This window comes from Streptomyces sp. NRRL F-5123, from assembly GCF_000721495.1.
Taxonomy (GTDB): domain Bacteria; phylum Actinomycetota; class Actinomycetes; order Streptomycetales; family Streptomycetaceae; genus Actinacidiphila.
Window position 1 is genome coordinate 19,788 of sequence record NZ_JOHY01000013.1, and the last position, 18,854, is coordinate 38,641.

Consider the following 18,854-nt stretch of genomic DNA (forward strand, 5'->3'; position numbering starts at 1 on the left):
TTCCATGACCGCGCCGGCTCGGCGGCCGAGGGGCGAAGCGGCAGCGTGGTGCGGGCGCTCCCCCGACGGGGGAGCGCCCGCACCACGCTGTGGACAAACCCGCTACCAGCGATACCACCGGCCCCGTCCGCCGCTGGAGTGGGTGCCGCGCATGACGAATCCCAGCAGCCACAGGACAAGAACCACGACCGCAATCCACCACAGCAGGTGGAGTGCGAATCCGGCGCCGAAGAGAAGCAACGCGAGAAGAAGGACTACGAGCAACGGTCCCATGATTATCAACCTCCAACAGGCGTATTCCCCCTGTCGGAACGCGCATGCCGGTGTAGTTCCTTGTTTCATGGGCGAATTGGAAGACGCCGGAAAGGAAAAACGGCTGCCTGTGCAACGGAGCACAGGCAGCCGCGTCACAGCAGGCGTGCGGCCATCAGTGCGACGTCGTCCCGACCGTCCGGCGGGAAGGAGGCGAGCAGCAGCTCGCAGACGTCCTGCGCGTCCTCCGCGGCCTCGCTCAGCACGTCGGCCATCCGTTCCATCGCCTCGTCCAGGTCGCCGCCGCGCCTCTCCAGCAGGCCGTCGGTGACCATGACCAGCCGAGTGCCGGGCCGGACGGGGACCCGTACCGCCGGCGGGTGGGACAGCCCCAGCCCGAGCATGGGGCCGTGGTCGTGCACGAAGTACGCCTTCTCGCCGGGGTGCACGACGGCCAGCGGCAGATGCCCGGCGTTGGCCACCTGGACGGCCCGCCCGGACTCCTCCACCAGGGCCACGCACAGCGTCGCGCCCACCGGCGAGTCGACCTGCTGCAGCAGCCGGTCCAAGCGGGACAGGACCGCGTCGGGACCGTGGCCTTCCAGGGCGTAGGCCCGCAGCGCGTGCCGCAGCTCTCCCATGACCACGGCGGCGTCGAGCGAGTGGCCCGCGACGTCGCCCACGGCGAGCAGCAGGCCGCCGGAGACCGGCAGGGCCTCGTAGAAGTCGCCGCCGATCTCGGCCGTCTGGCTGGCCGGCAGGTAGCGCACGGCGAGCTCGGCGAGCGGCGAGGCGGGCAGCGAGGCGGGCAGGAAGGTGCGCTGCAGGGTCAGCGCGAGAGTGTGCTCCTCCCGGTAGGAGCGCAGCGCCTCCAGGGACAGTGCGCACGCGTGCGCCAGCTGCGTCAGCACCTCGTGGTCGTCATCGCCGAGCGCGTCCTGCGACAGGACGACTCCCGCCGTCGATCCGGTGCCCTTGACCCGCGCGGACGCCACGGCGAGTGCCCGGGTGCCCCCGGTCAGCGGATCGGTGCCAGCCAGCCGGCCGGCCGGCACCATCTCCAGCCGCACGCCCGCGTCGGCGCGGGACTGCAGCCGCATCACCTCGCGGGCGAACCGCTCCGGCGCCTCCGCGGCCGAGGCCGGCGCCGCGCCGTCCTGCGTGCCGATCATCTGCACCAGGCCGTCCTCGGCGGTGCGGACCACCACGAGGGTGTCGGTGCCGAACATCCGCTGCGCACCGCGGGCTGCCTTGGCAGCCAGGTCGGCGACGTCGTCGGCGTGGTAGAAGTCGAGCGTGACGCTGTTGAGCAGGCTGAGCCGGCCGGCAAGGGTCTCGGCCCGCTGCCGTGCCCGCGCGTAGCGCAGGACGGCGGCGACGGTGGCCAGCAGTTCGTTGGAGGCGACGGGTTCGGTCAGGTACGCGTCCGCCCCGCGGTTGAGCCCCTGCGCCCGGTCGGTGACGCTGATGGCGGAGGCCGACACATGGATGACGGGCAGCCGCGTCGTCCTGGGGTCGGCCTTGATGACCTCGCAGACCTCGAAGCCGGTCATGTCGGGCAGCCGCACGTCGATCACGGCGAGCTCCGGCAGGCCCGGTGAGCGGCGCAGCAGTTCCAGGGCGCTGCCACCGTCCTCGGCCTCCACCACCTCGTGCCCCGCGCGGCGCAGATAGGCTCCCAGCACATAGCGGTTGGTCGGGTTGTCGTCGACCAGCAGGACCGTGGCGCCGGCGTCGGCCGGGACCGCGGTCACCGCTGCACCTCCTCGTCGGCGGCGGGGTGGTGGGCGAGCACCGGCGCGAGCACGTCCCCGAGCCGTGCCGCGGACAGGTGGGTCTTGCCCAGAACGGCCTGCGCGTGCACGAGACGGGAGTTCTCCAGGCCCGAAGGGTCGTTCGCGGTCAGGACGACCACCGGCACGTCGCACAGGTCGCGGTCCTCGGCCAACCGTGTCAGCAGCTGGTAACCGTCGGGCGGTGGCATCGTCAGGTCGAGCAGGACCGCGTCGGGGCGGCGGCGCCGAATCACCGCGACGGCCTGGGAACTGTCGCCGACCTCGACCACCTCCCGGGACAGCTCGGCCAGGACCGGCCGGACCGTGGCCCGGAAGGCGGGATCGTCGTCGACGACGACGAGCAGGTCCAGGCGGACGGGAGCCGCAGCCGGGCCGCCCGACGAAGCCGCGGGCCGCGGGCCGGCGGGTATCTCGACCACCACCCGGGTGCCCTCGCCAGGCGTACTGTCGAGCATCATCCGGCCGCCGAGGAGTTCGGTGAGCCGGCGGGCGTACGGCAGGCCGAGCCCGGTGCCCGAGTGCGCTCGCTGATGCCGGCCGCGGACCTGGTAGAACTCCTCGAACACCCGCACCTGCTCCTCGGCGGGAATGCCTATGCCGGTGTCGGTGACGGTCAGGACGCACCACGGCTGCCCCTCCCGCCCGACGCACTCGACCCGCAGGGCGACCTCGCCGCGCACGGTGAACTTCAGGCTGTTGGACAGGACGTTGCGCAGGATGCGGGTGAGCATCACCTCGTCGGTGAGGATCGGCTCGTGCGGGGCGTCGTCGGGGAAGACCAGGGACACCCCCGGGCCCGCGGTACCGTGCAGCGTGCCGCGCATCTGGTGGAGCAGCATCCGCAGGTCGACCGGCACCAGTTCGGGTTCCAGCCGCCCCGACTCGGCCTTCGCCACGTCGAGCAGCTCCTCGACCAGGGCCAGCATCGTGCTGCCCGCCGAGGCGATCATCTGGACCTGCTGGACCTGCTCGTCGGTGAGCGGGTCGGCGCCGGCCGCGAGCAGCAGCCGCGACAGCCCGAGGACGCCGTTGACGGGGGAGCGCAGCTCGTGGCTCACGTTCGCCCAGAAGCGGGTCTTGGCCTCGTTGAGCAGGCTGAGCTGCCGCGTCTTCTCCTCCAGCTCGGCGTACAGCGCCACCACCCCGCTGTTGGTGGCCTCCAGCTCGCTGGACAGCTCCGCGTACAGCGCCATGACGCCGCTGTTGGTCTCCTCCAGTTCCTGGTTGAGCCGCTGGAGCTCCTCCTGGTGCGCGCGGGCCTGCTGCAGCGCCGCGAGCAGATCGTGGTTCTGGCTCCGCAGCTCCTCGGCCACGCTCACGCCGCCCAGCCCCATCAACTCCTTACGCAGTCCGGCAGCCCGCTCGGCGAGGGGCTGAGTCGTCACCTCCAGCGGCTGCCCGAGAATCACGCGGGGAAACGGGTGCTCGTGCCATTCGCAGGTGTGCAGCAGCCGGCGCGCCGCTTCGAGCGCGTCCGCCGGCGGCCGCACCGTGCCGGACCAGCCGAAGACCGCGGTGACCTGCGGGGGTTCGGCGTCGACCAGGACGAGCCGGCCGGTCAGCCCGCGGGCGCCGAGCAGGCTGCGGCCCACCTCGCCCACCACGGTGGCCAGCCGGACGGTCTCCGTCTCCGTCAGGCCGAGCCGCCGACACGCCTCCTGGACGTCCCTGCGCAGGGCCAGCATCTCCCGGTCGCTGGTGACGGCCGTCGAGAGCAGGCCGAGGGGACCTCCGCCGGGGGCCGCCGCAGCCGGTGTCACGAGGGCACCCTGACGACCACGACGCCCGCGTCGTCGCGCCGGGTGCCCGCCTGCCACAGCAGCTGGGCCGCGACGACGGCCGGTGCCTGTGCGGTCAGACCGGGGAACTGCGCAGGCTGCCAGCGGCTGTTCAGCCCGTCGGAGTGCAGGACCAGGACCTGGCCGGGAGGCAGTGCGGCGCTGAAGGTCTGCAGGCGGGGGAAGTTGTGTCCGACGATGCCCGGTACGGACATGAGGGGCTGTCGGGATTCGGCCCCGAGCACGCACGCCGCAGTGTTCCCGACCCCGCACAGGGAGACCTGGCGGGCCGCCGGATCCACCCGTGCCACCGCGACCGCGGCACCGCGGGTGCTCCTGAGGCCCGCGTGTATGTCGGTGAGGATCGCGGCCGGGTCCGACGCCCGGCTGGTCCGGAACGCCGTCCGCGCCGCGTCGGCCGCCCGCGCCGCGAGCGGGCCGTGCCCCAGGCCGTCGCACATCATGACCAGCACGTGCGGCACGCCCCGGGCGTCCCGCTCCTCCCGCGCGGCCCAGGTGTCGCCGCACTGCGTCTCGCCGCCGATGGGCCGGGTGAGACCGCTGAACTGCGAGAAGGGGCCGGGCCCCGCCGCGTCGCCGGGCGGTGCGGTGAAGCGGGCGTACAGGCAGGTCCCGCGGCCCGGCAAGGTGTGGATGGCGAACTCGTCCGCGAGCCGGCGGATGGCGCCGAGGCCGACGCCCAGCGTTCCGGCGGTGGACGAGCCGTCACGCAGGGCCGCGCCTATGTCGGCGATGCCTGGTCCGCTGTCCAGCGCGAGCAGCTCGACGGCGGCCCGGTCACCGAAGGCGGTGATCCGCAGCGCCAGCGCGCCGTCGTCCGCGTGCTTCTGCAGGTTGGTGGCCGCCTCGGTCACCGCGAGCGCGAGGTCGGCGGAGCGGTTGTCGGTGAGCCCCGCCCGCCGGGCCAGCCCGGCGGCTTCGCGCCGCCCGGCGGCGGCCAGCCCCTGGTCGGCCAGCAGCCAGAGCACTTCGCCTGCCTCGGCAGGGGTCGCCGCGTTCACCGTGCCCACTTGACGACCACCACGCGGGTGCCCTTTCCGGGTTCCGAGGCGAGCTCGAACTCGTCCGCGAGCCGCCGCGCCCCGCTCAGGCCCAGGCCCATGCCCTTGCCCGACGACCAGCCGTCCGTCAAGGCCAGGTCCAGATCGGATATGCCCGGCCCCTCGTCGCGGAACGTCACCTTCACCCCGCGTTTGACGCCCCTGCTGACGATGCTCACCCGCATGGTGCCGCCACCGCCGTAGGTCAGGGTGTTGCGGGCCAGCTCGCTCGCCGCGGTGACCAACTTCGTCTGGTCGACCAGCGAGAGCCGGGCCTGCTGTGCGAGCGCGCGGACCGTCTGCCGCGCCTTGACCACGTCGGCGTTGGCGACGATGAGGGCTTCTTCTGCCGCCGATTCCTCGACCGGCTCGGCGCCGGACGTCACCGGCCTACCGAACCCTGGTCCCGGGCCCGGCGCAGCGCGCCGATCCCCTGCTCGAGGTTCAGCGCGGTGCGCACCCCGCCCAGGGACAGCCCGAGTTCCACCAGGGTCATGGCGACCGCGGGCCGCATGCCCACGACCACCGTCTCCGCGCCGAGGACGCGGGAGATGGCCGCGATGGTGGCCAGCATGCGGCCGACGAAGGAGTCGACGATCTCCAGCGCCGAGATGTCGATCACCACGCCCTGGGCCCCGGTGTCGACAATCCGCTGCGACAGGTCCTCCTGGAGGTCCATGACCATCTGGTCCTCCAGGTCGACCTGGATGGACACCAGCAGAACGTCACCGATCTTGAGTACCGGTACCCGGTCGGTCACGCCACGCCGCCGATCCCGGCGGCGGCTGCGGTCCGGTCGATGCTGTGCAGCGCGTGCCGCAGCGCGTCGGCGAGCGTGGCCTTGGTGGTGATGTCGCCGAACTCGATGCCCAGCGCCACGATGGTCTGGGCGATCTGCGGCCGGATGCCCGAGATCGTGCACTCCGCGCCCATCATGCGGGCGGCCACCACGGTCTTGAGCAGGTGCTGGGCGACCTGGGTGTCCACCGAGGGGACACCGGTGATGTCGACGATCGCGTGGGTGGCGTTCTGGTCGAGCAGCGACTGCAGCAGCTTCTCCATCACCACCTGGGTCCGGGCCGAGTCCAGCGTCCCGACCAGCGGGACCGCCACGATGCCGTCCCAGAGCTTGACGACCGGGGTCGACAGCTCCAGCAGCTGCTCGGCCTGGCCGGCGATGATCTCCTCGCGCGCCTTGGCGTGCACCTCGATGGTGTGGAGGCCGAGGTCGTCGAGCATCCGCGAGAACTGCAGATAGGGGGTCATGTCGCCGGTCCCGGCGATCGCCGGTTCGAGTACCTCCTTGAGCGCGAACAGATTGATCGCGGTCTCGGTCGGGGTGAAACCCTGGCGGGCGCGGTTGCGTGACATTTCGCTCAGCAGGCTCCGCACCTCCCCGTACTCCTCGCTCCTGGTGGCCGTGCCGCCGTGCCGTACGGCGGCGAGGAGGGCCTGGTACAGCCCGGTGAGGTCCTGCTGGACCTCGGCGGGCGTGAGCCGGCCGGCCAGCGAGGACGTGACGGTGCGTATCCACCGCTCCACGAACTCGTCCTGGCCGTCCGTCAGGAGGTCCAGCAGCCTGTCCGACCTGTCCTGTGCCATCGCGCACCCCTTTCTGACCCGCGTCGTCGAAGGGAGACTACGACACGACCTGCTGCTACCCGGCGGCAGCGTGGAACGGGCTCGTGTAACGACGGGCCGCACAGGGAAGTCGAGCATGCATGGCCCCCCGCGGCAGGGGCCGTACGAAACGAGCCGTATCTGCAACCGTCCGTCGCACCGAACCGATCGGGGCCCGCGTATGTCAGCTCACCCTTCAGCCCTGGTCGAGGCCCGGGTCAGTGCCACCGAGCACCCTGCGGCAGCCGCGCGCCGGGCCGTGGCCCGGGTGCTGGACCGCGTCCCCGGCTGCACCGAACGTGCAAGGGGCGATGCCGAGCTGGTCGCTTCCGAACTCGTCAGCAACGCGGTGCGGCACGGCGGTGGCCTGGTCGCGCTGCGAGTGGGGCTCACCCAGGACGGCTCCGGAGTGTGGCTGGAGGCCGAGGACGCCACCCCGCAGCGGCCGGAGGCGCGCAGGACGCTGGGTGAGGACGCTTTCCGGGCGGGCGGGTTCGGCTGGCCGATCGTGCTGCGGCTGGCCGCGTCGGTCCGTACGGAGGACGTGCCCGGGGGCAAGCGGATCCGCGTCGTGCTGCCGGTGACCTGAGACCTCGCGGCCGCGGCCGCGGCCGGGCCGCTCGCCGGTCAGAGGGCCTTCACGGCCTCGTCCACGGTCGGGTGGCAGGAGAAGACCTCGTACAGCCCGGCGATGGCGAAGACCCGTCGGAGGCTGTCGCCGAGCCCCGCGAGTGCGAGCGGCGAGCCCGCCTTCTCGGCCTGCTGGGAGGCGGTGACGAGCACGGTGATACCCGTCGAGTCGCAGTACTGGACGCCGGTGAGATCGATGACCGTGCCCTGCGGTGTGAAGTCCGTGTCGCGGATCACGTCGCGGAGATCGGCGGAATTGGAGAAGTCCAGCTCGCCGGCGACCGTGATCAGGACAGGGCCTGCGGGATGGAGGCCCGCGCTGACGGTCAGGACGGGATCAGGATCGGGATCGCTCACAGTTCCTCCTCCTGGCGACTGCTGTCCCGTGCGGCGCCGTTCACTCGTCCCGCGGCCGGTCCGTTTGGTTTCCGATCACGGGGCAGAGACACATCGTAGGGGAGACGAGGCAGGAGAGGGGCGGACGTGGCAGCTCAGCAGGAAGCGGAGGCCCCGCGGCCGGACGCGGTCGGCGGGGTGTTCGCCGGGAACGGCGAGATCCAGCGGGACCTCGCCGCCGTCGACTGGGCGTCGACGCCGCTGGGACCGCCGCAGACCTGGAGCCAGAGCCTGCGCACCGCGGTCGACATCCTGCTGTCCTCACGCTTCCCGATGTGGATGGCATGGGGACCGGAGCTCACCTTCTTCTGCAACGCCGCTTACCGCCACGACACCCTCGGCCGCAAGTACCCCTGGGCACTCGGTCGTCCGGCGAGCCAGGTGTGGGCGGAGGTCTGGGACGACGTCGGTCCGCGCGTCTCCGGTGTCCTCGGCACCGGGAAGGCCACCTGGGACGAGGCGCTGCTGCTGCTCCTGGAGCGCTCGGGCTACCCCGAGGAGACGTACCACACCTTCTCCTACAGCCCGTTGCGCGACGGCGACGCGGTCGTCGGCATGCTGTGCGTGGTGCGGGAGGACACCGACCGCGTCATCGCCGAGCGCCGGATGGCCACGCTGCGGGACCTGGGGTCGGATCCCGGCGCGGCGCGCACCGAGGAGCAGGCGCTTGCCTTCGCGGCCCGGCAGCTCGCGCGCAACGGGTGCGACCTGCCCTTCACGCTGACCTACCTGTTCGACGAGGACGGCGGCGCCCGGTTGGCCGGCACGACAGGCATCGCCGCGGGACATCCGGCGGCGCCGGTCCGGCTGCCCGGCGGAGCCGCCGCGGACCCCGAGGCCGTGTGGCCGGTCGGGGAGCCGGCGGCCTCCCGCTCCGCGGTGGTGGCCCTGAACGGGCCCGCCTTCGCGGACCTGCCGACCGGTGCCTGGTCGCGCCCGCCCGCCAAGGCGCTGGCCGTCCCCCTGGTCCGGCCGGGCGGCGCGCCCTACGGCTTCCTGGTCGCCGGCCTCAGCCCTTACCGGCCGCCGGACGAGTCCACCCGGGGGTTCGTGGAACTGGTGGCGTCCCAGATGGCGGCCGCCATCGGGAGCGCCCGCAGCTACCGGGAGCAGGCGCGCCGGGCCGAGGAGCTGGCCGAGCTGGATCGCGCCAAGACCGCCTTCTTCTCCAACGTCAGCCACGAATTCCGTACTCCGCTGGCGCTGATCATGGGACCCGCCGAGGAGCTGCAGGCCCGGCTCGCGGGCGCCGCCCCGCAGGTGCGCGAGGAGGTCGAGGTGATCCGCCGCAACGGGCTGCGCCTCGGCAAACTGGTCAACACCCTGCTGGACTTCTCCCGTATCGAGGCGGGCCGGCTGCAGGCCCGCTACGAGGGCACCGACATGGCCGCGCTCACCGCAGAGCTGGCCAGCGTCTTCCGCTCGGCCGTCGAGCGGGCGGGACTGTCATTCGAAGTGGACTGCCCTACGCTGCCGGAGCCGGTCTTCCTGGACCGCACCATGTGGGAGAAGGTGATCCTCAACCTGCTCAGCAACGCGCTGAAGTTCACGTTCGACGGCGGCATCCGGCTGACCGTGCGGGACGGGGACGGCGAGGCGGTCGTCACTGTCGCCGACACGGGCATCGGGCTGCCCGAGCGGGAGATCCCCCGGCTCTTCGAGCGCTTCCACCGGATGGAGAACGCCCGTTCGCGCTCCAACGAGGGCAGCGGTATCGGGCTGGCACTGGTGCGGGAGCTGGTCGTCCTGCACGGCGGGGCGATCGGCGCCACCAGCCGGGAGGGCGAGGGCACCACCTTCACCGTCCGGGTGCCCTACGGGCATGCGCACCTGCCGGCGGACGCGGTGGCCGAGGGCGACAGCGGGCCTGCGGCCGTGTCCGTCGCCGAGCCCTACGTGCAGGAGGCCCTGGGCTGGCTGCCGGCCCCGGAGGCGGCCGGCGAACCCACCGGGCCCGTGCCACCCGGCCCGACCGGCGGCGCGGTACGCGGCGGGCCCGTCGACGTCGTGGTGGCGGACGACAACGCCGACATGCGCGACTACCTCGCCCGGCTGCTGCGAGGCGCCGGACACCGGGTGCGGACGGTCGCCGACGGCCGGGCGGCGCTGGAGGAGGTGTACTCCCGCCCTCCCGACCTGCTGGTCGCCGACGTGATGATGCCGGTGCTGGACGGTCTGCGGATGGTGGCGACGCTGCGCGCCGGGCCGCGCAGCTCGGGTGTCCCGGTTCTGCTGCTCTCGGCGCGGGCCGGACAGGAGGCGTCCGTCGAGGGCCTCGAGGCCGGGGCGGACGACTACCTCGTCAAGCCGTTCTCCGCCGCCGAGTTCTTGGCCCGGGTGCGGGCGAACGTCGAACTCGCCCGGCTGCGCACCCGGCACGCCCGGTGGCACACCGCGTTGACCGACTCGATGCAGGACGCGTTCTTCGTGTGCGACCGCGACGGTGCCGTCGTCGAGGTCAATCCCGCCTTCGCCGATGTGCTCGGATTCGGGCCCGACGGGCTGCCGTATCTCCCGGAGCACCCTTGGTGGCCGGACGCCGGCACGGACCCGGACGGCCACCGGCAGGTGGCCGAGGCCTTCACCGGTACGTCCGCGGACGGGGCCGGCGGCAACCACGTCCTTCCCCTTCGCCACCGCGACGGGCGGCGGCTGTGGGTGTCGGCGAGCCTCGTCCGGGTCCAGGACCCGGACAGCGGCGGCCGGGTGCTGGTGGGGACGTTCCGCGACGTCACCGCGGAGCGGTACGCCATCCGTCGCGAGACGGCGGTGGCGGCACTCACCGTGGCGCTGTCCCGCGCGGACAGCACGGAGGAGTCGCTGGACGGCGCGCTCAGGGAGCTGGCCGGCCTGTGGCAGGCACGCCGGTGGCTGGCGGTGCTCTTCCCCGGCGGAGGCCGGCCCGTGACGGCCACGATCGGTACGGCTCCGAACTGGGAGGCGCTGGCAGCCGACGAGCAGGCGGCGCTCACCGCGTTGCGCGACGGCCCCTCGCTGACCCCGTCCGCGGAGGGCGCAGGAGTCGGCGTCCGCCTGGAGCATCCGCGGGGCCCCCTGGTGCTCTGGCTCGATCTCGGCGTCCACCGGCCGTTCACCGACCAGGACTCCACCCTGCTGTCCCTGCTCGCCGGGCATCTTGCGCAAGGACTGTCCCGCGCCCACCGGATCGACCAGCAGCGGGAGACGGCCCTGGCCCTCCAGCGTGCCATCCTCGGCCCGTCCGAACTGCCGGAGGGCTTCGCCGTGCGGTACGAACCCGCGGCCCGCCCGCTGGAGGTGGGCGGCGACTGGTACGACACCGTCGCGCTGCCGGACGGGCGCATCGGCATCGTGGTGGGCGACTGCGTCGGCCGTGGCCTGCAGGCAGCCGCGGTCATGGGCCAGCTGCGCAGCGCGTGCCGTGCACTGCTGCTCCAGGATCCGCGCCCCGACCGCGTGCTCCTCGCGCTCGACCGTTTCGCCGCCGATCTTCCGGGGGCGATGTGCACCACCGTCTTCTGCGGGGTCCTGGACCCCGCCAGCGGTCGGCTGGCGTACTCCAGCGCCGGTCACCCACCCGGGGTGCTGGTCCGTCCCGACGGCGGTGTCCGGCTGCTCGACCAGGGGCGCTCCACCCCCCTGGCGGTGCACCCCGCCGCCTCCCGGCCGTGCGCGCACGACCGGGTGCCGCCGCACGCGACCCTGCTGCTGTACACCGACGGCCTGGTCGAGCGCCGCCGCCGCCCGCTGACCGAGGGCATCGAGCGGGCGCAGACGGCGGTGTGCGAGGGACGGCACATCGGCGTCGAGGACCTCGCGGCACGCATCATGGATCGCATGGCCCCGCCCGGCGGTTACGACGACGACGTCGCCCTGCTGCTCTACCGGCACCCGGCGCCGCTGAACGTGGCCTTTCCCGCCTACGCGGCACAGCTCGCCCCGGTACGCCGCGCGCTGCGCAACTGGCTGAACGAGTGCGCGCTGCCCCCGCAGACGGTGCAGAACGTCCTGGTGGCCGTCGGCGAGGCCTGTGCCAACGCCGTCGAGCACGGACACCGCGACTCCCCGGGAGGCACCGTCCGCCTGCGGGCGGAGGTGCAGTCCGACGCCATGCGGCTGACGGTGTCCGACACAGGGGGCTGGCGCGCGCCACGCCCGGAGACCGACACGGACCGCGGCCGTGGGTTCACCCTCATGCGGGCGCTGATGCAGAACGTCACCGTCACGTCGGACGCCGGCGGCACCACCGTCGCGCTGCACACGAGGATCAGCCGATGACCACGCCTTTGAGTCTGACCTTCACCAGCCGCCCGGACGGTGCCGTCGTGCTGTCCGCCGCGGGGGAGGTGGACATGAGCAACTGCGCCGAGTTCGCCGCGGCCGCCGACCGGGCCCTCGGCCGCGGTCCCGGCCCGGTGGTCGTCGACCTGAGCGCGGTGGAGTACCTCGACAGTGCAGGGCTGAACGAACTCCTCGTCCGGGCCCGGCGCATCGAGATCGTCGCCCCTTCGCTGCTCGCCCCGGTGCTGACCATCTGCGGTCTCACCGAACTGACGACGGTTCACGGCCTCGAACCGCCGCCGGGCACCAAGGACGGCGGCCGTCGTCCCTGAGGCCGGCCTGGGTCAGTACAGCGCGGTCGTCAGCCGGACGGTGGTGCCGTGCTCCGGGGTCGAACGGATCTGCACCAGGTCGCAGAGCTGGTGGACCAGCCACAGGCCCCGGCCGCCGGTCTGGGCGGGGCTCGGGCGCGAGCGGCCCACGAGAGGGTCGCCGATGTGGCCCGTGTCGTGGAATTCACAGACCAGCAGGCTGCCGTCCGCCCACATGCGCAGCGTCCCCGACCCGCCGCCGTGCCGGACGGTGTTGGCGGCCACCTCCGTGGCGGCCACCAGCAGCTCCTGCAGCCGCGCGCCCGCCAGACCGCAGCGGGTGGCGCACTCCGTCACCGCAGCGCGGACCTTCGCGAGTTCGCCGGCCCCGTAGGCCAGGCTCGGGCCGGGGCCGCAGGCCGGGGCCAGGTCGTCGAAGCGGAAGGGCTCGTCGGAGAAGTCGGGGTTGCGGCTGTGCGAGCCGTCGGAGAGCTGGAAGGGGTGGCACAGGCGCGCGGAGTCCAGTACGGCGGTCTCGACGGTGGTGATGTCGTAGGGGCACAGCAGCCACCAGGCCGGGGAGGTCGCGAAGGTCAGGTTCAGCAGCCACTCGTGGTAGCGCAGCTCACCGCGCTCCGCCGGGGTGGCCGCGTCCCAGGGCGACTCGCTGATCCCCCGCACGGGCAGCCCCTTGCCGACGCTCTTGGCGATCCAGTCGTGCCAGGCGGGGATGAGGCGCCCCGGGTTGCGGCCCAGCGCTCCGGTGTCCACGAAGGACACCTGGCGGCCGGCGCTGTCACCGTCGAGGGCGTCGCGCAGCATGCGCCGCTTGTCGTCCCCCACGGCGATGAGCACCGTCTCGTCGGCGGCCAGGGCGTCCCGGACGAAGGACACCGCGCCCTGGAGGAATCCCGAGTCGCCCTTGTACGCGTAGAGCTCGTGGCGGAAGGCGGGCGACGCGGCGTCGCCCGGGCCGGTGGTACGTGGCGCGGTCACGGCACCAGCTCCGCGGGGACGGCGGGATCGTCGTAGCCGAGCAGCGTCCAGCACCTTCGCACGGTGGGATTGGCGCGTTCGAGCACGATCTTGCGGCCGGGCAGCGCGGCGGCGGCCTCGGCGAGGGTCTGCATGCCCACGGCGTCCATGAGCTGCAGGCCGTCGCAGCGCAGCCGCAATGTGGCGAGCGTCCGCAGCAGCCCCGTGACCGCGACGCGGAAGGCTCCCGCGCCGTCGGCGTCCACCACGCCGTTGACGCTCCAGCAGTCCGCGGCCTGGCTGAACATGTGGAAGGAGGGCGCCTGCGCGGGCACGCCCGCGAAATGCGGATGCACGCTCGCCGCCTGCTCCAGCACCTCCGGTGCGAAGCCGGGGTTCGCGTAGGCGCACACCACCATGGCCGCCGCCCCGCCGGTGAGGGCGTCCAGCCGCAGCTCGTGGTCGGCCACCTCCTCGGCAGTGATGTCGGCACGCCAGACGCGGTCCATCTGTGCCAGCACCCGCAGGGCCCGGAAGCCCTGCCTGCCGGCCGTCTCCGCTTCCTGCCGCACAAGTGACACCAGTGCGTCCGCGTCCCAGCGCACGCCCCCGTGCTCTGCGGCGGGGTCCACCAGCAGCCCGTGCGGGGCGCGGGACTCCGGCCACGCGGGCGCCGGCGATCCCACGACCATGATCTTGTCACCGAGCTTCCTGCCGTCGGACAGGTATCCCCTGGCGGCGTGCGGGAAGTCGCCGGGCTGCGGCACCACCCAGCAGACGTGGTCACCGATGTCCACCGGGCCGAGGCTCGCCACGCTGCGAGCGATCCTCACACGGCCTCCCGGCTCGAAACCCTGGTCTTCCCCTCGGACCAGTCTGTCACTCCGCACAGGCGGCGTGGCACCGGCACCCCGCTCGCCCGGGTGGGTCGCGGTCCGCTACGGCTCGGGTTCGGACGTCGGGGCGATCAGATCCTCGTAGGAGGCGAACACGGCCCCGGCTCCGGTGAGCTCCAGCAGGCGTGCCACCGCGGTGCTCGCCTGGACCAGGGCCGTCGGCCGCCTGGCCGCGGTGCGCACCAGGTGGTTGAGCAGCGCCGAGTCGCAGAAGGAGACCAGCGCGAGGTCGAACACGACCGGGCCGCGGAAGGCGCTCAGCACCTGCTCGGTGACCTCCTGCACGACGCCCAGCCCGTCCAGGTCGAAGTCGCCCTGCAGGGCGATCATCCACACCCGCCCGAACTGCTCGGAGTAGTAGACGCCGGCTTCCACGTCGTCGCCTCCACCCTCCACGGACGCCGCCCCCTCTCCTGCCCGGCCGCGGCGGTACGGCCGCGGACGTCCAGCAGAGCGTGCCAGGCCGGGCCGGGTATACGCCACTCGGGCGCCACCTGTCAGGGGAGAACGGACCCCGGCCTTGCGGGACCGCGCCGCCGACTCCCGCTACTGCTTCTTGCGCAGCAGCCCGACGATGGTCGCGAGGGAGAAGGCGATGACGAGCACGGTCACGAAATCCCAGAGCGGGCTTCCGGGGGCCCACCCCTGGCCGGCCATCTCCAATCGATGCTGCACCCTGACCTCACCACGCCTTTCGGGGACCGGAAGCCGGTCCGGGGTGTACCGGGTCGAACGCCGTCCTGTCGGCTCCTACCCCCGGATCGTGTTTCCAGCCCGGCCCGCGACGGGGCCGGTCCCGGCCGCGTGCACAGGCCTTGGCGCCTTTCGTGCCGGGGTATGCCCTCGCGTGGCGGAATCCGCCACGATCGGACGTGACGGGCGGTATGTTCGTCGTCACGGCCCGGGTACCCGCCCGCGTCGGGGGGCGGGACGGCCGGGTGGCCGTGTCGGGGGGTGGCGATGTCGGTTTCTGCCGTGGCAGGGGTGACGGACTGGGCGGAGCGCATCCGTGCCGGTCTGGTCGAGCCGGTGGAGCGTGCCTTCGTGGGGCAGCGCGAGGCCGTGGAGATGGCGGCGTTGTGCCTGCTGGCGGGCGGTCACCTGCTCGTCGAAGGACCGCCGGGCACGGGCAAGACGACCCTGGCGCGGGCCCTTGCCGCCTGCCTGCGGCCCGCGGAGGGCGCGCGGGCGTGGGGCAGGGTGCAGTTCACCCCCGACCTGCTGCCCGCCGACATCACCGGCTACGAGCAGCCGCTGCTCACCGGTGGGCCGGGTGAATTCCGGCACGGGCCGCTTTTCGCGCACGTCGTCGTCGCCGACGAGATCAACCGTGCCTCGCCCCGCACGCAGTCCGCGCTGCTGGAGGCGATGGAGGAGGGCAGGGTCACGGTGGGCAACCGCAGCCATGCGCTCCCCGCGCCCTTCCTGGTCGTCGCCACGCAGAACCCGGTGGACCTGCACGGCACGTACCTGCTGCCCGACGCGGAGATGGACCGCTTCCTGGTCAGGACCGCGGTGGACTTCCCCGCGCGGGAGACCGAACTGGACATCGCCGCGGGGCGGCTCGTCCCGCCCGATGACCTCGCCTGCCCTCAGCTCGCCGCCGCCGACATCCTGGCCGCCCGCGCCGCGCTCGCGTCGGTGGCCGTGACGGACACGCTCGTGGGCTACGCCCTCGACATCGCCCGGGCCACCCGCCGCAGTCCCGCGCTCACCCACGGCGTGAGCGTGCGCGCGACGCGCGCGCTCGTCACGGCGGCCCGCGCCCGCGCCTTCCTCGCCGCCCGCCCCTACGCCGACGCGACCGACGTCCGGGACCTCGCCCTCCCCGTCCTGGCCCACCGTCTCCTGCCCGCGTCGGACCTCGACGCCGCGTCGGTCCTCACCGCCCTGCTGGCCGAGGTCCCGGCGCCGGAGAGCGCCGCGTGCGCGCCGTGAACCGCCGACACGGGTCCCGGGGACCGCAGCCCTCCCGTGGCGGGGACACGGCCCGCGGACCGCTCACGCGGCTCTCCGCACCCCCGGTGCCCCCGGCGACTTCGCAGGCCGCGGGCCCCGCCCCGACCGCGCCGCGGCGGGCCCGGCCGTGCGCCGGGTGACGGCCGGACGCCGCCCGGCCGCGGCCCGCGCACGGCGCGGGCTCACCCCCACCGGGCGGTGGGTGTGCGGAGCCGGGGCCGTCGCCGGGGTGCTGGGCGCGGGCGGCCAGGTGCGCGCCCTCTTCGGCGCCGGGCTCGCCGCGACCTGCGCCGTGCTCGCGGCGTGGGCCCTCACCCGGCTCGCCCGGCGTCCCGGTGTCAGCCGTGCGGTGCCGGGGGTGACGGAGCTGAAGCGCGGTGAGCGCGTCACGCTGCGGTACGTACCGTCCGGCAGGGCGGGCGGCACCCCCGTGGTACGGCAGGAGTTGCGGGACGGCGGCGGCCGCACTCTCGCCGTGGCGGCCCGCGGCTGGACCGGGACCAGCCCCGTACTGCCGCGCGGAGTGTGGGAGCTGGGCCCCGCGGTCGCGGAGTACGAGGACGTGCTCGGCCTCGCCCGTACCCGTACCGCCCCCTCGGAGCCCGGTGGCAGCCTGCTCGTGCGGCCGTGCCCGCCCGCGGCTCCCGTGCCGTGGGTCGCGCGGGCCGTGGCCGCGCACGCCTCGGGGGCGGCGCGGCTCGACACCGACGCCGCGTTCGAGATCCACGGCCTGCGCGGCTACGTCCCCGGTGACGACCTGCGGCTCGTCGACTGGCGCAGTTCGCTGCGCACCGGCTCGTTCCAACTGCGCGAACGCCGGGACGCGGGCTCCGCCCGGGCCGTGGTGCTGCTGGACACCGCCGCGGAGGAGGGCGCGGCGTTCGAGACGGCGGTGGACTGCGCCGCCGCAGTCGCGCTGAGCGTGCTGCGCCTGTCCCGCTCCGTCACCCTCGTCGGCGTCGCGCCCGGGCCGTGCCGGGTCGAGCCCGCGCCGACCGCGCCCGGCACCGTCCTCGACCTGCTCACCCGGGTCCGCGCGCGGCCCGGCGGCTCGAACGCGGCGCTGTCCCGGTACGCCGCCGGTCTCCCCGGCGGGGCGCTCGCGGTGCTGGCGACCACGTGCGACCCCGCACGGCGCCGCCCCGTCCTGTCCGCCCTCGGCGCCCGCCACGCGGCGGTCGTGTGCCTGCACGCCGTCCCACCCGGAGGCCCCGCGCGCACGCCGCCGCAGGCACCGGGCTTCCACGTGCTGCGAGTCGCCGGTCCGGCGGATCTGGCGGCCTCCCCGGACGGGAGGTGAGGGGAGTGGCCCCGGTGCGGCACCTGGTGGAGATCCTGATGGCCGCGGTCGTCGCGGCCACCCTCGCCGGTGTGCTGCTGTCCGCGCGACGGGGCGGCCCGGCCGGGCGGGGGAGGGCCGCCGCCGCGATCGCCGCCGTCGCGTGCGTGGCGGCGGCGGGCGCGCTCGTCCAGCTGCCGCGGCTCGTGCCCGAGCGGCAGGCCGTCACGCCGGGGACGTCCGAGCCGGTCGAGGCCGATCCGCTGGCGCGGCTCCCGCAGTTCGCCCGCACGCCGGACGGCCTCGTGCTGCGCGCGCACGTCCCCGCGGGCGCGGAGGCCCTGGCCGGCACGTGGCCGCTGCTGGCGTACGGGACCTACCGCGGCGACACCGGCTGGCGGGTCGACACGGCCCTCACCTCGCTCCCGGCCGCGGGTGTCGGCGTACGCGTCGACGTCAGCCTCGCGCACGGGGAGCGCCTGCTGCCGCACCCGTACGGCGTGACGTCAGGGCGCCCCGGCCCGCTGCGCTACGACGCCCGCGCGCAGGCGCTGCGCTCCGCCGAACCGTCGACCGCCTACACGCTCACCGCCGAGCCCGCTCCCCGCACGCGCGACGGCCTGCCCGTGCGTGTCGCGCCGCGGACCGCGTGCGCCGGGCCCGAGGTGGCCGGCCTGCTCGCCCGGGTGGACCGGGGAGCGCCGCTCGCCGGCCAGCTCGCCCAGCTGGAGCGGGAGCTCGCCGACACGGGCGGTACGGACCCGGCGGGGGCGGTGGACGACAGCTGCGAGGCCGTCGGCAGGGCGCTCGGCGACGGCCACGGCACGAGCGACCAGTACGCCACCGCCTTCGCGCTCGCCGCCCGGATGCTCGGCGCCTCCAGCCGGGTGGTGGCAGGCTTCGCGCCGCAGCGGCCGGTCGCCGCGGACGGCACGGTCGAGGTGATCGGCGCGGACGCGGTGGCCTGGCCGCAGATCGCCTACGAGGGCGGGACCTGGGTCGACTACTGGCCGCTGCCCGGCCGCGCCGCGGTGGGAGGCGGCGGACCGGCCCCGGGCGCGGGAGGGGCGGTGCGGCCGCCGGGGGACGAGGAACCGGCCGTTCCCACCGGCGCACGGCACCGTGCGGTGTGGCCGTTCGCCCTGGGCGGCGCCGCGGGTCTGGCTCTGTCGGGGGCCGCGACAGCGGCCGCCGTCCGGGCCCGCCGCCGCCGTGCCGCCCGGCGGGCGGCGCAGGCGTGGTGGGAGGCGCGGTCCCCGCGCGAGCGCGTCCTCGCCCTGTGGCAGCGCGCCCTGCGTGACGGCGCGGTGGCTCCCGGGGCCACCGCCCGGGCCGTCGCCGCTTCCTCCGGCTCCCCGCCGCTGCGCGCGCTGGCGGGCCTCGTCAACGACACGCTCTACGCCCCGGACTTCGCCCCGGGCCCCGAGCAGACCGCGCGGGCGTCCGCCCTCGCGGACGCCGTCCGGGCGCAGTCCGCTGCGCCCGGGCGCCACCGCCGGGGGCCCGCCGAGGAGTTGGCCGAGCTGCACGCGGCCGCCCGGACGCCGGATCCCCCGGTGCCCGCGGCCCCGCGGCGCAGGGGCTCGGGCCGCGAGGCCGGCGGGCACGTCTGAGCCGGTCCCGAAGGCCTCGCCGCCCGCC

Annotated in this window: 18 protein-coding genes; 6 read left to right on the forward strand and 12 right to left on the reverse strand. The window is 74.5% G+C overall.

Translation table 11 applies throughout. The features are described 5' to 3' along the window. Window positions 1–102: 102 nt before the first annotated feature. From IH54_RS46825 to IH54_RS0115130, 7 genes are all read right to left on the reverse strand, one after another. Window positions 103–273, reverse strand: coding sequence for a DUF5670 family protein (locus tag IH54_RS46825; protein ID WP_031516930.1), 171 nt, complete (start codon window positions 271–273; stop codon window positions 103–105). A 134-nt stretch (window positions 274–407) separates the two neighbouring features. Further along, window positions 408–2,006: a fused response regulator/phosphatase gene (locus IH54_RS0115105; protein WP_031516932.1), complete on the reverse strand. Its 1,599-nt coding sequence runs from the start codon at window positions 2,004–2,006 to the stop codon at window positions 408–410. After that, the gene (locus IH54_RS0115110; RefSeq protein ID WP_052397462.1) at window positions 2,003–3,808 is read right to left on the reverse strand and encodes a hybrid sensor histidine kinase/response regulator; all 1,806 of its coding nucleotides are present in this window, start codon (window positions 3,806–3,808) and stop codon (window positions 2,003–2,005) included. The genes IH54_RS0115105 and IH54_RS0115110 overlap by 4 nt, the downstream gene beginning before the upstream one ends. Next, window positions 3,805–4,857 carry an ATP-binding SpoIIE family protein phosphatase gene (locus tag IH54_RS0115115; RefSeq protein ID WP_031516934.1) on the reverse strand — a complete coding sequence of 351 codons (1,053 nt, stop codon included), beginning with the start codon at window positions 4,855–4,857 and terminating at the stop codon, window positions 3,805–3,807. The genes IH54_RS0115110 and IH54_RS0115115 overlap by 4 nt, the downstream gene beginning before the upstream one ends. Then, window positions 4,845–5,273 (reverse strand): anti-sigma regulatory factor, encoded by a 429-nt coding sequence (locus IH54_RS0115120; RefSeq protein ID WP_043180993.1) that lies wholly within the window; start codon window positions 5,271–5,273, stop codon window positions 4,845–4,847. The genes IH54_RS0115115 and IH54_RS0115120 overlap by 13 nt, the downstream gene beginning before the upstream one ends. Further along, the gene (locus IH54_RS0115125) at window positions 5,270–5,647 is read right to left on the reverse strand and encodes an STAS domain-containing protein (RefSeq protein ID WP_031516938.1); all 378 of its coding nucleotides are present in this window, start codon (window positions 5,645–5,647) and stop codon (window positions 5,270–5,272) included. The genes IH54_RS0115120 and IH54_RS0115125 overlap by 4 nt, the downstream gene beginning before the upstream one ends. Beyond that, entirely contained in the window at window positions 5,644–6,489 is an 846-nt protein-coding gene (locus IH54_RS0115130) for an STAS domain-containing protein (protein ID WP_031516940.1), read from the reverse strand. Before IH54_RS0115130 ends, IH54_RS0115125 begins: the two co-directional genes overlap by 4 nt. A 199-nt stretch (window positions 6,490–6,688) precedes the next feature. Between IH54_RS0115130 and IH54_RS39765 the strand changes: the two genes are divergently transcribed. Further along, window positions 6,689–7,096 (forward strand): ATP-binding protein, encoded by a 408-nt coding sequence (locus tag IH54_RS39765; protein ID WP_063762305.1) that lies wholly within the window; start codon window positions 6,689–6,691, stop codon window positions 7,094–7,096. 38 nt (window positions 7,097–7,134) lie between these two features. Here the strand turns inward: IH54_RS39765 and IH54_RS0115140 are convergent, their stop codons facing one another. Next, the gene (locus IH54_RS0115140; protein WP_043180995.1) at window positions 7,135–7,494 is read right to left on the reverse strand and encodes an STAS domain-containing protein; all 360 of its coding nucleotides are present in this window, start codon (window positions 7,492–7,494) and stop codon (window positions 7,135–7,137) included. Window positions 7,495–7,620: 126 nt separating this feature from the next. Here IH54_RS0115140 and IH54_RS0115145 point away from each other — a divergent pair, with 126 nt between their 5' ends. Together IH54_RS0115145 and IH54_RS0115150 are read left to right on the forward strand one after the other, a co-directional pair. Next, window positions 7,621–11,790 (forward strand): SpoIIE family protein phosphatase, encoded by a 4,170-nt coding sequence (locus tag IH54_RS0115145; protein WP_031516946.1) that lies wholly within the window; start codon window positions 7,621–7,623, stop codon window positions 11,788–11,790. Further along, window positions 11,787–12,125 (forward strand): STAS domain-containing protein, encoded by a 339-nt coding sequence (locus tag IH54_RS0115150; protein ID WP_031516949.1) that lies wholly within the window; start codon window positions 11,787–11,789, stop codon window positions 12,123–12,125. Before IH54_RS0115145 ends, IH54_RS0115150 begins: the two co-directional genes overlap by 4 nt. A gap of 12 nt (window positions 12,126–12,137) precedes the next feature. Here IH54_RS0115150 and IH54_RS0115155 read toward each other — a convergent pair whose 3' ends face one another. From IH54_RS0115155 to IH54_RS47675, 4 genes are all read right to left on the reverse strand, one after another. Then, window positions 12,138–13,100: a sensor histidine kinase gene (locus tag IH54_RS0115155; RefSeq protein WP_052397464.1), complete on the reverse strand. Its 963-nt coding sequence runs from the start codon at window positions 13,098–13,100 to the stop codon at window positions 12,138–12,140. Then, window positions 13,097–13,912 (reverse strand): MEDS domain-containing protein, encoded by an 816-nt coding sequence (locus IH54_RS0115160; protein ID WP_159011853.1) that lies wholly within the window; start codon window positions 13,910–13,912, stop codon window positions 13,097–13,099. Before IH54_RS0115160 ends, IH54_RS0115155 begins: the two co-directional genes overlap by 4 nt. A 105-nt stretch (window positions 13,913–14,017) precedes the next feature. Continuing rightward, a complete protein-coding gene (locus IH54_RS0115165; RefSeq protein ID WP_031516955.1) occupies window positions 14,018–14,371 on the reverse strand; it encodes an STAS domain-containing protein in 354 nt (117 codons plus the stop codon). Between the two features lie 150 nt (window positions 14,372–14,521). Further along, window positions 14,522–14,650, reverse strand: coding sequence for a hypothetical protein (locus IH54_RS47675; protein WP_267965189.1), 129 nt, complete (start codon window positions 14,648–14,650; stop codon window positions 14,522–14,524). A gap of 309 nt (window positions 14,651–14,959) precedes the next feature. On the opposite strand from IH54_RS47675, the gene IH54_RS0115175 reads away from it, so the two are divergent. From IH54_RS0115175 to IH54_RS0115185, 3 genes are all read left to right on the forward strand, one after another. After that, the gene (locus tag IH54_RS0115175; protein ID WP_199923394.1) at window positions 14,960–15,913 is read left to right on the forward strand and encodes an AAA family ATPase; all 954 of its coding nucleotides are present in this window, start codon (window positions 14,960–14,962) and stop codon (window positions 15,911–15,913) included. Window positions 15,914–16,070: 157 nt separating this feature from the next. Further along, complete coding sequence (locus IH54_RS41625; RefSeq protein WP_031516959.1) at window positions 16,071–17,234, forward strand: DUF58 domain-containing protein; 1,164 nt, start codon at window positions 16,071–16,073, stop codon at window positions 17,232–17,234. A gap of 5 nt (window positions 17,235–17,239) precedes the next feature. Continuing rightward, window positions 17,240–18,826 (forward strand): transglutaminase domain-containing protein, encoded by a 1,587-nt coding sequence (locus IH54_RS0115185; RefSeq protein ID WP_031516961.1) that lies wholly within the window; start codon window positions 17,240–17,242, stop codon window positions 18,824–18,826. Window positions 18,827–18,854: the final 28 nt, after the last annotated feature.

Coding starts and splice junctions, on each gene's coding strand:
- IH54_RS46825 (WP_031516930.1), bottom strand. CDS start 273: ATGGGACCGTTGCTCGTAGTCCTTCTTCTCGCGTTGCTTCTCTTCGGC.
- IH54_RS0115130 (WP_031516940.1), bottom strand. CDS start 6,489: ATGGCACAGGACAGGTCGGACAGGCTGCTGGACCTCCTGACGGACGGC.
- IH54_RS39765 (WP_063762305.1), top strand. CDS start 6,689: ATGTCAGCTCACCCTTCAGCCCTGGTCGAGGCCCGGGTCAGTGCCACC.
- IH54_RS0115150 (WP_031516949.1), top strand. CDS start 11,787: ATGACCACGCCTTTGAGTCTGACCTTCACCAGCCGCCCGGACGGTGCC.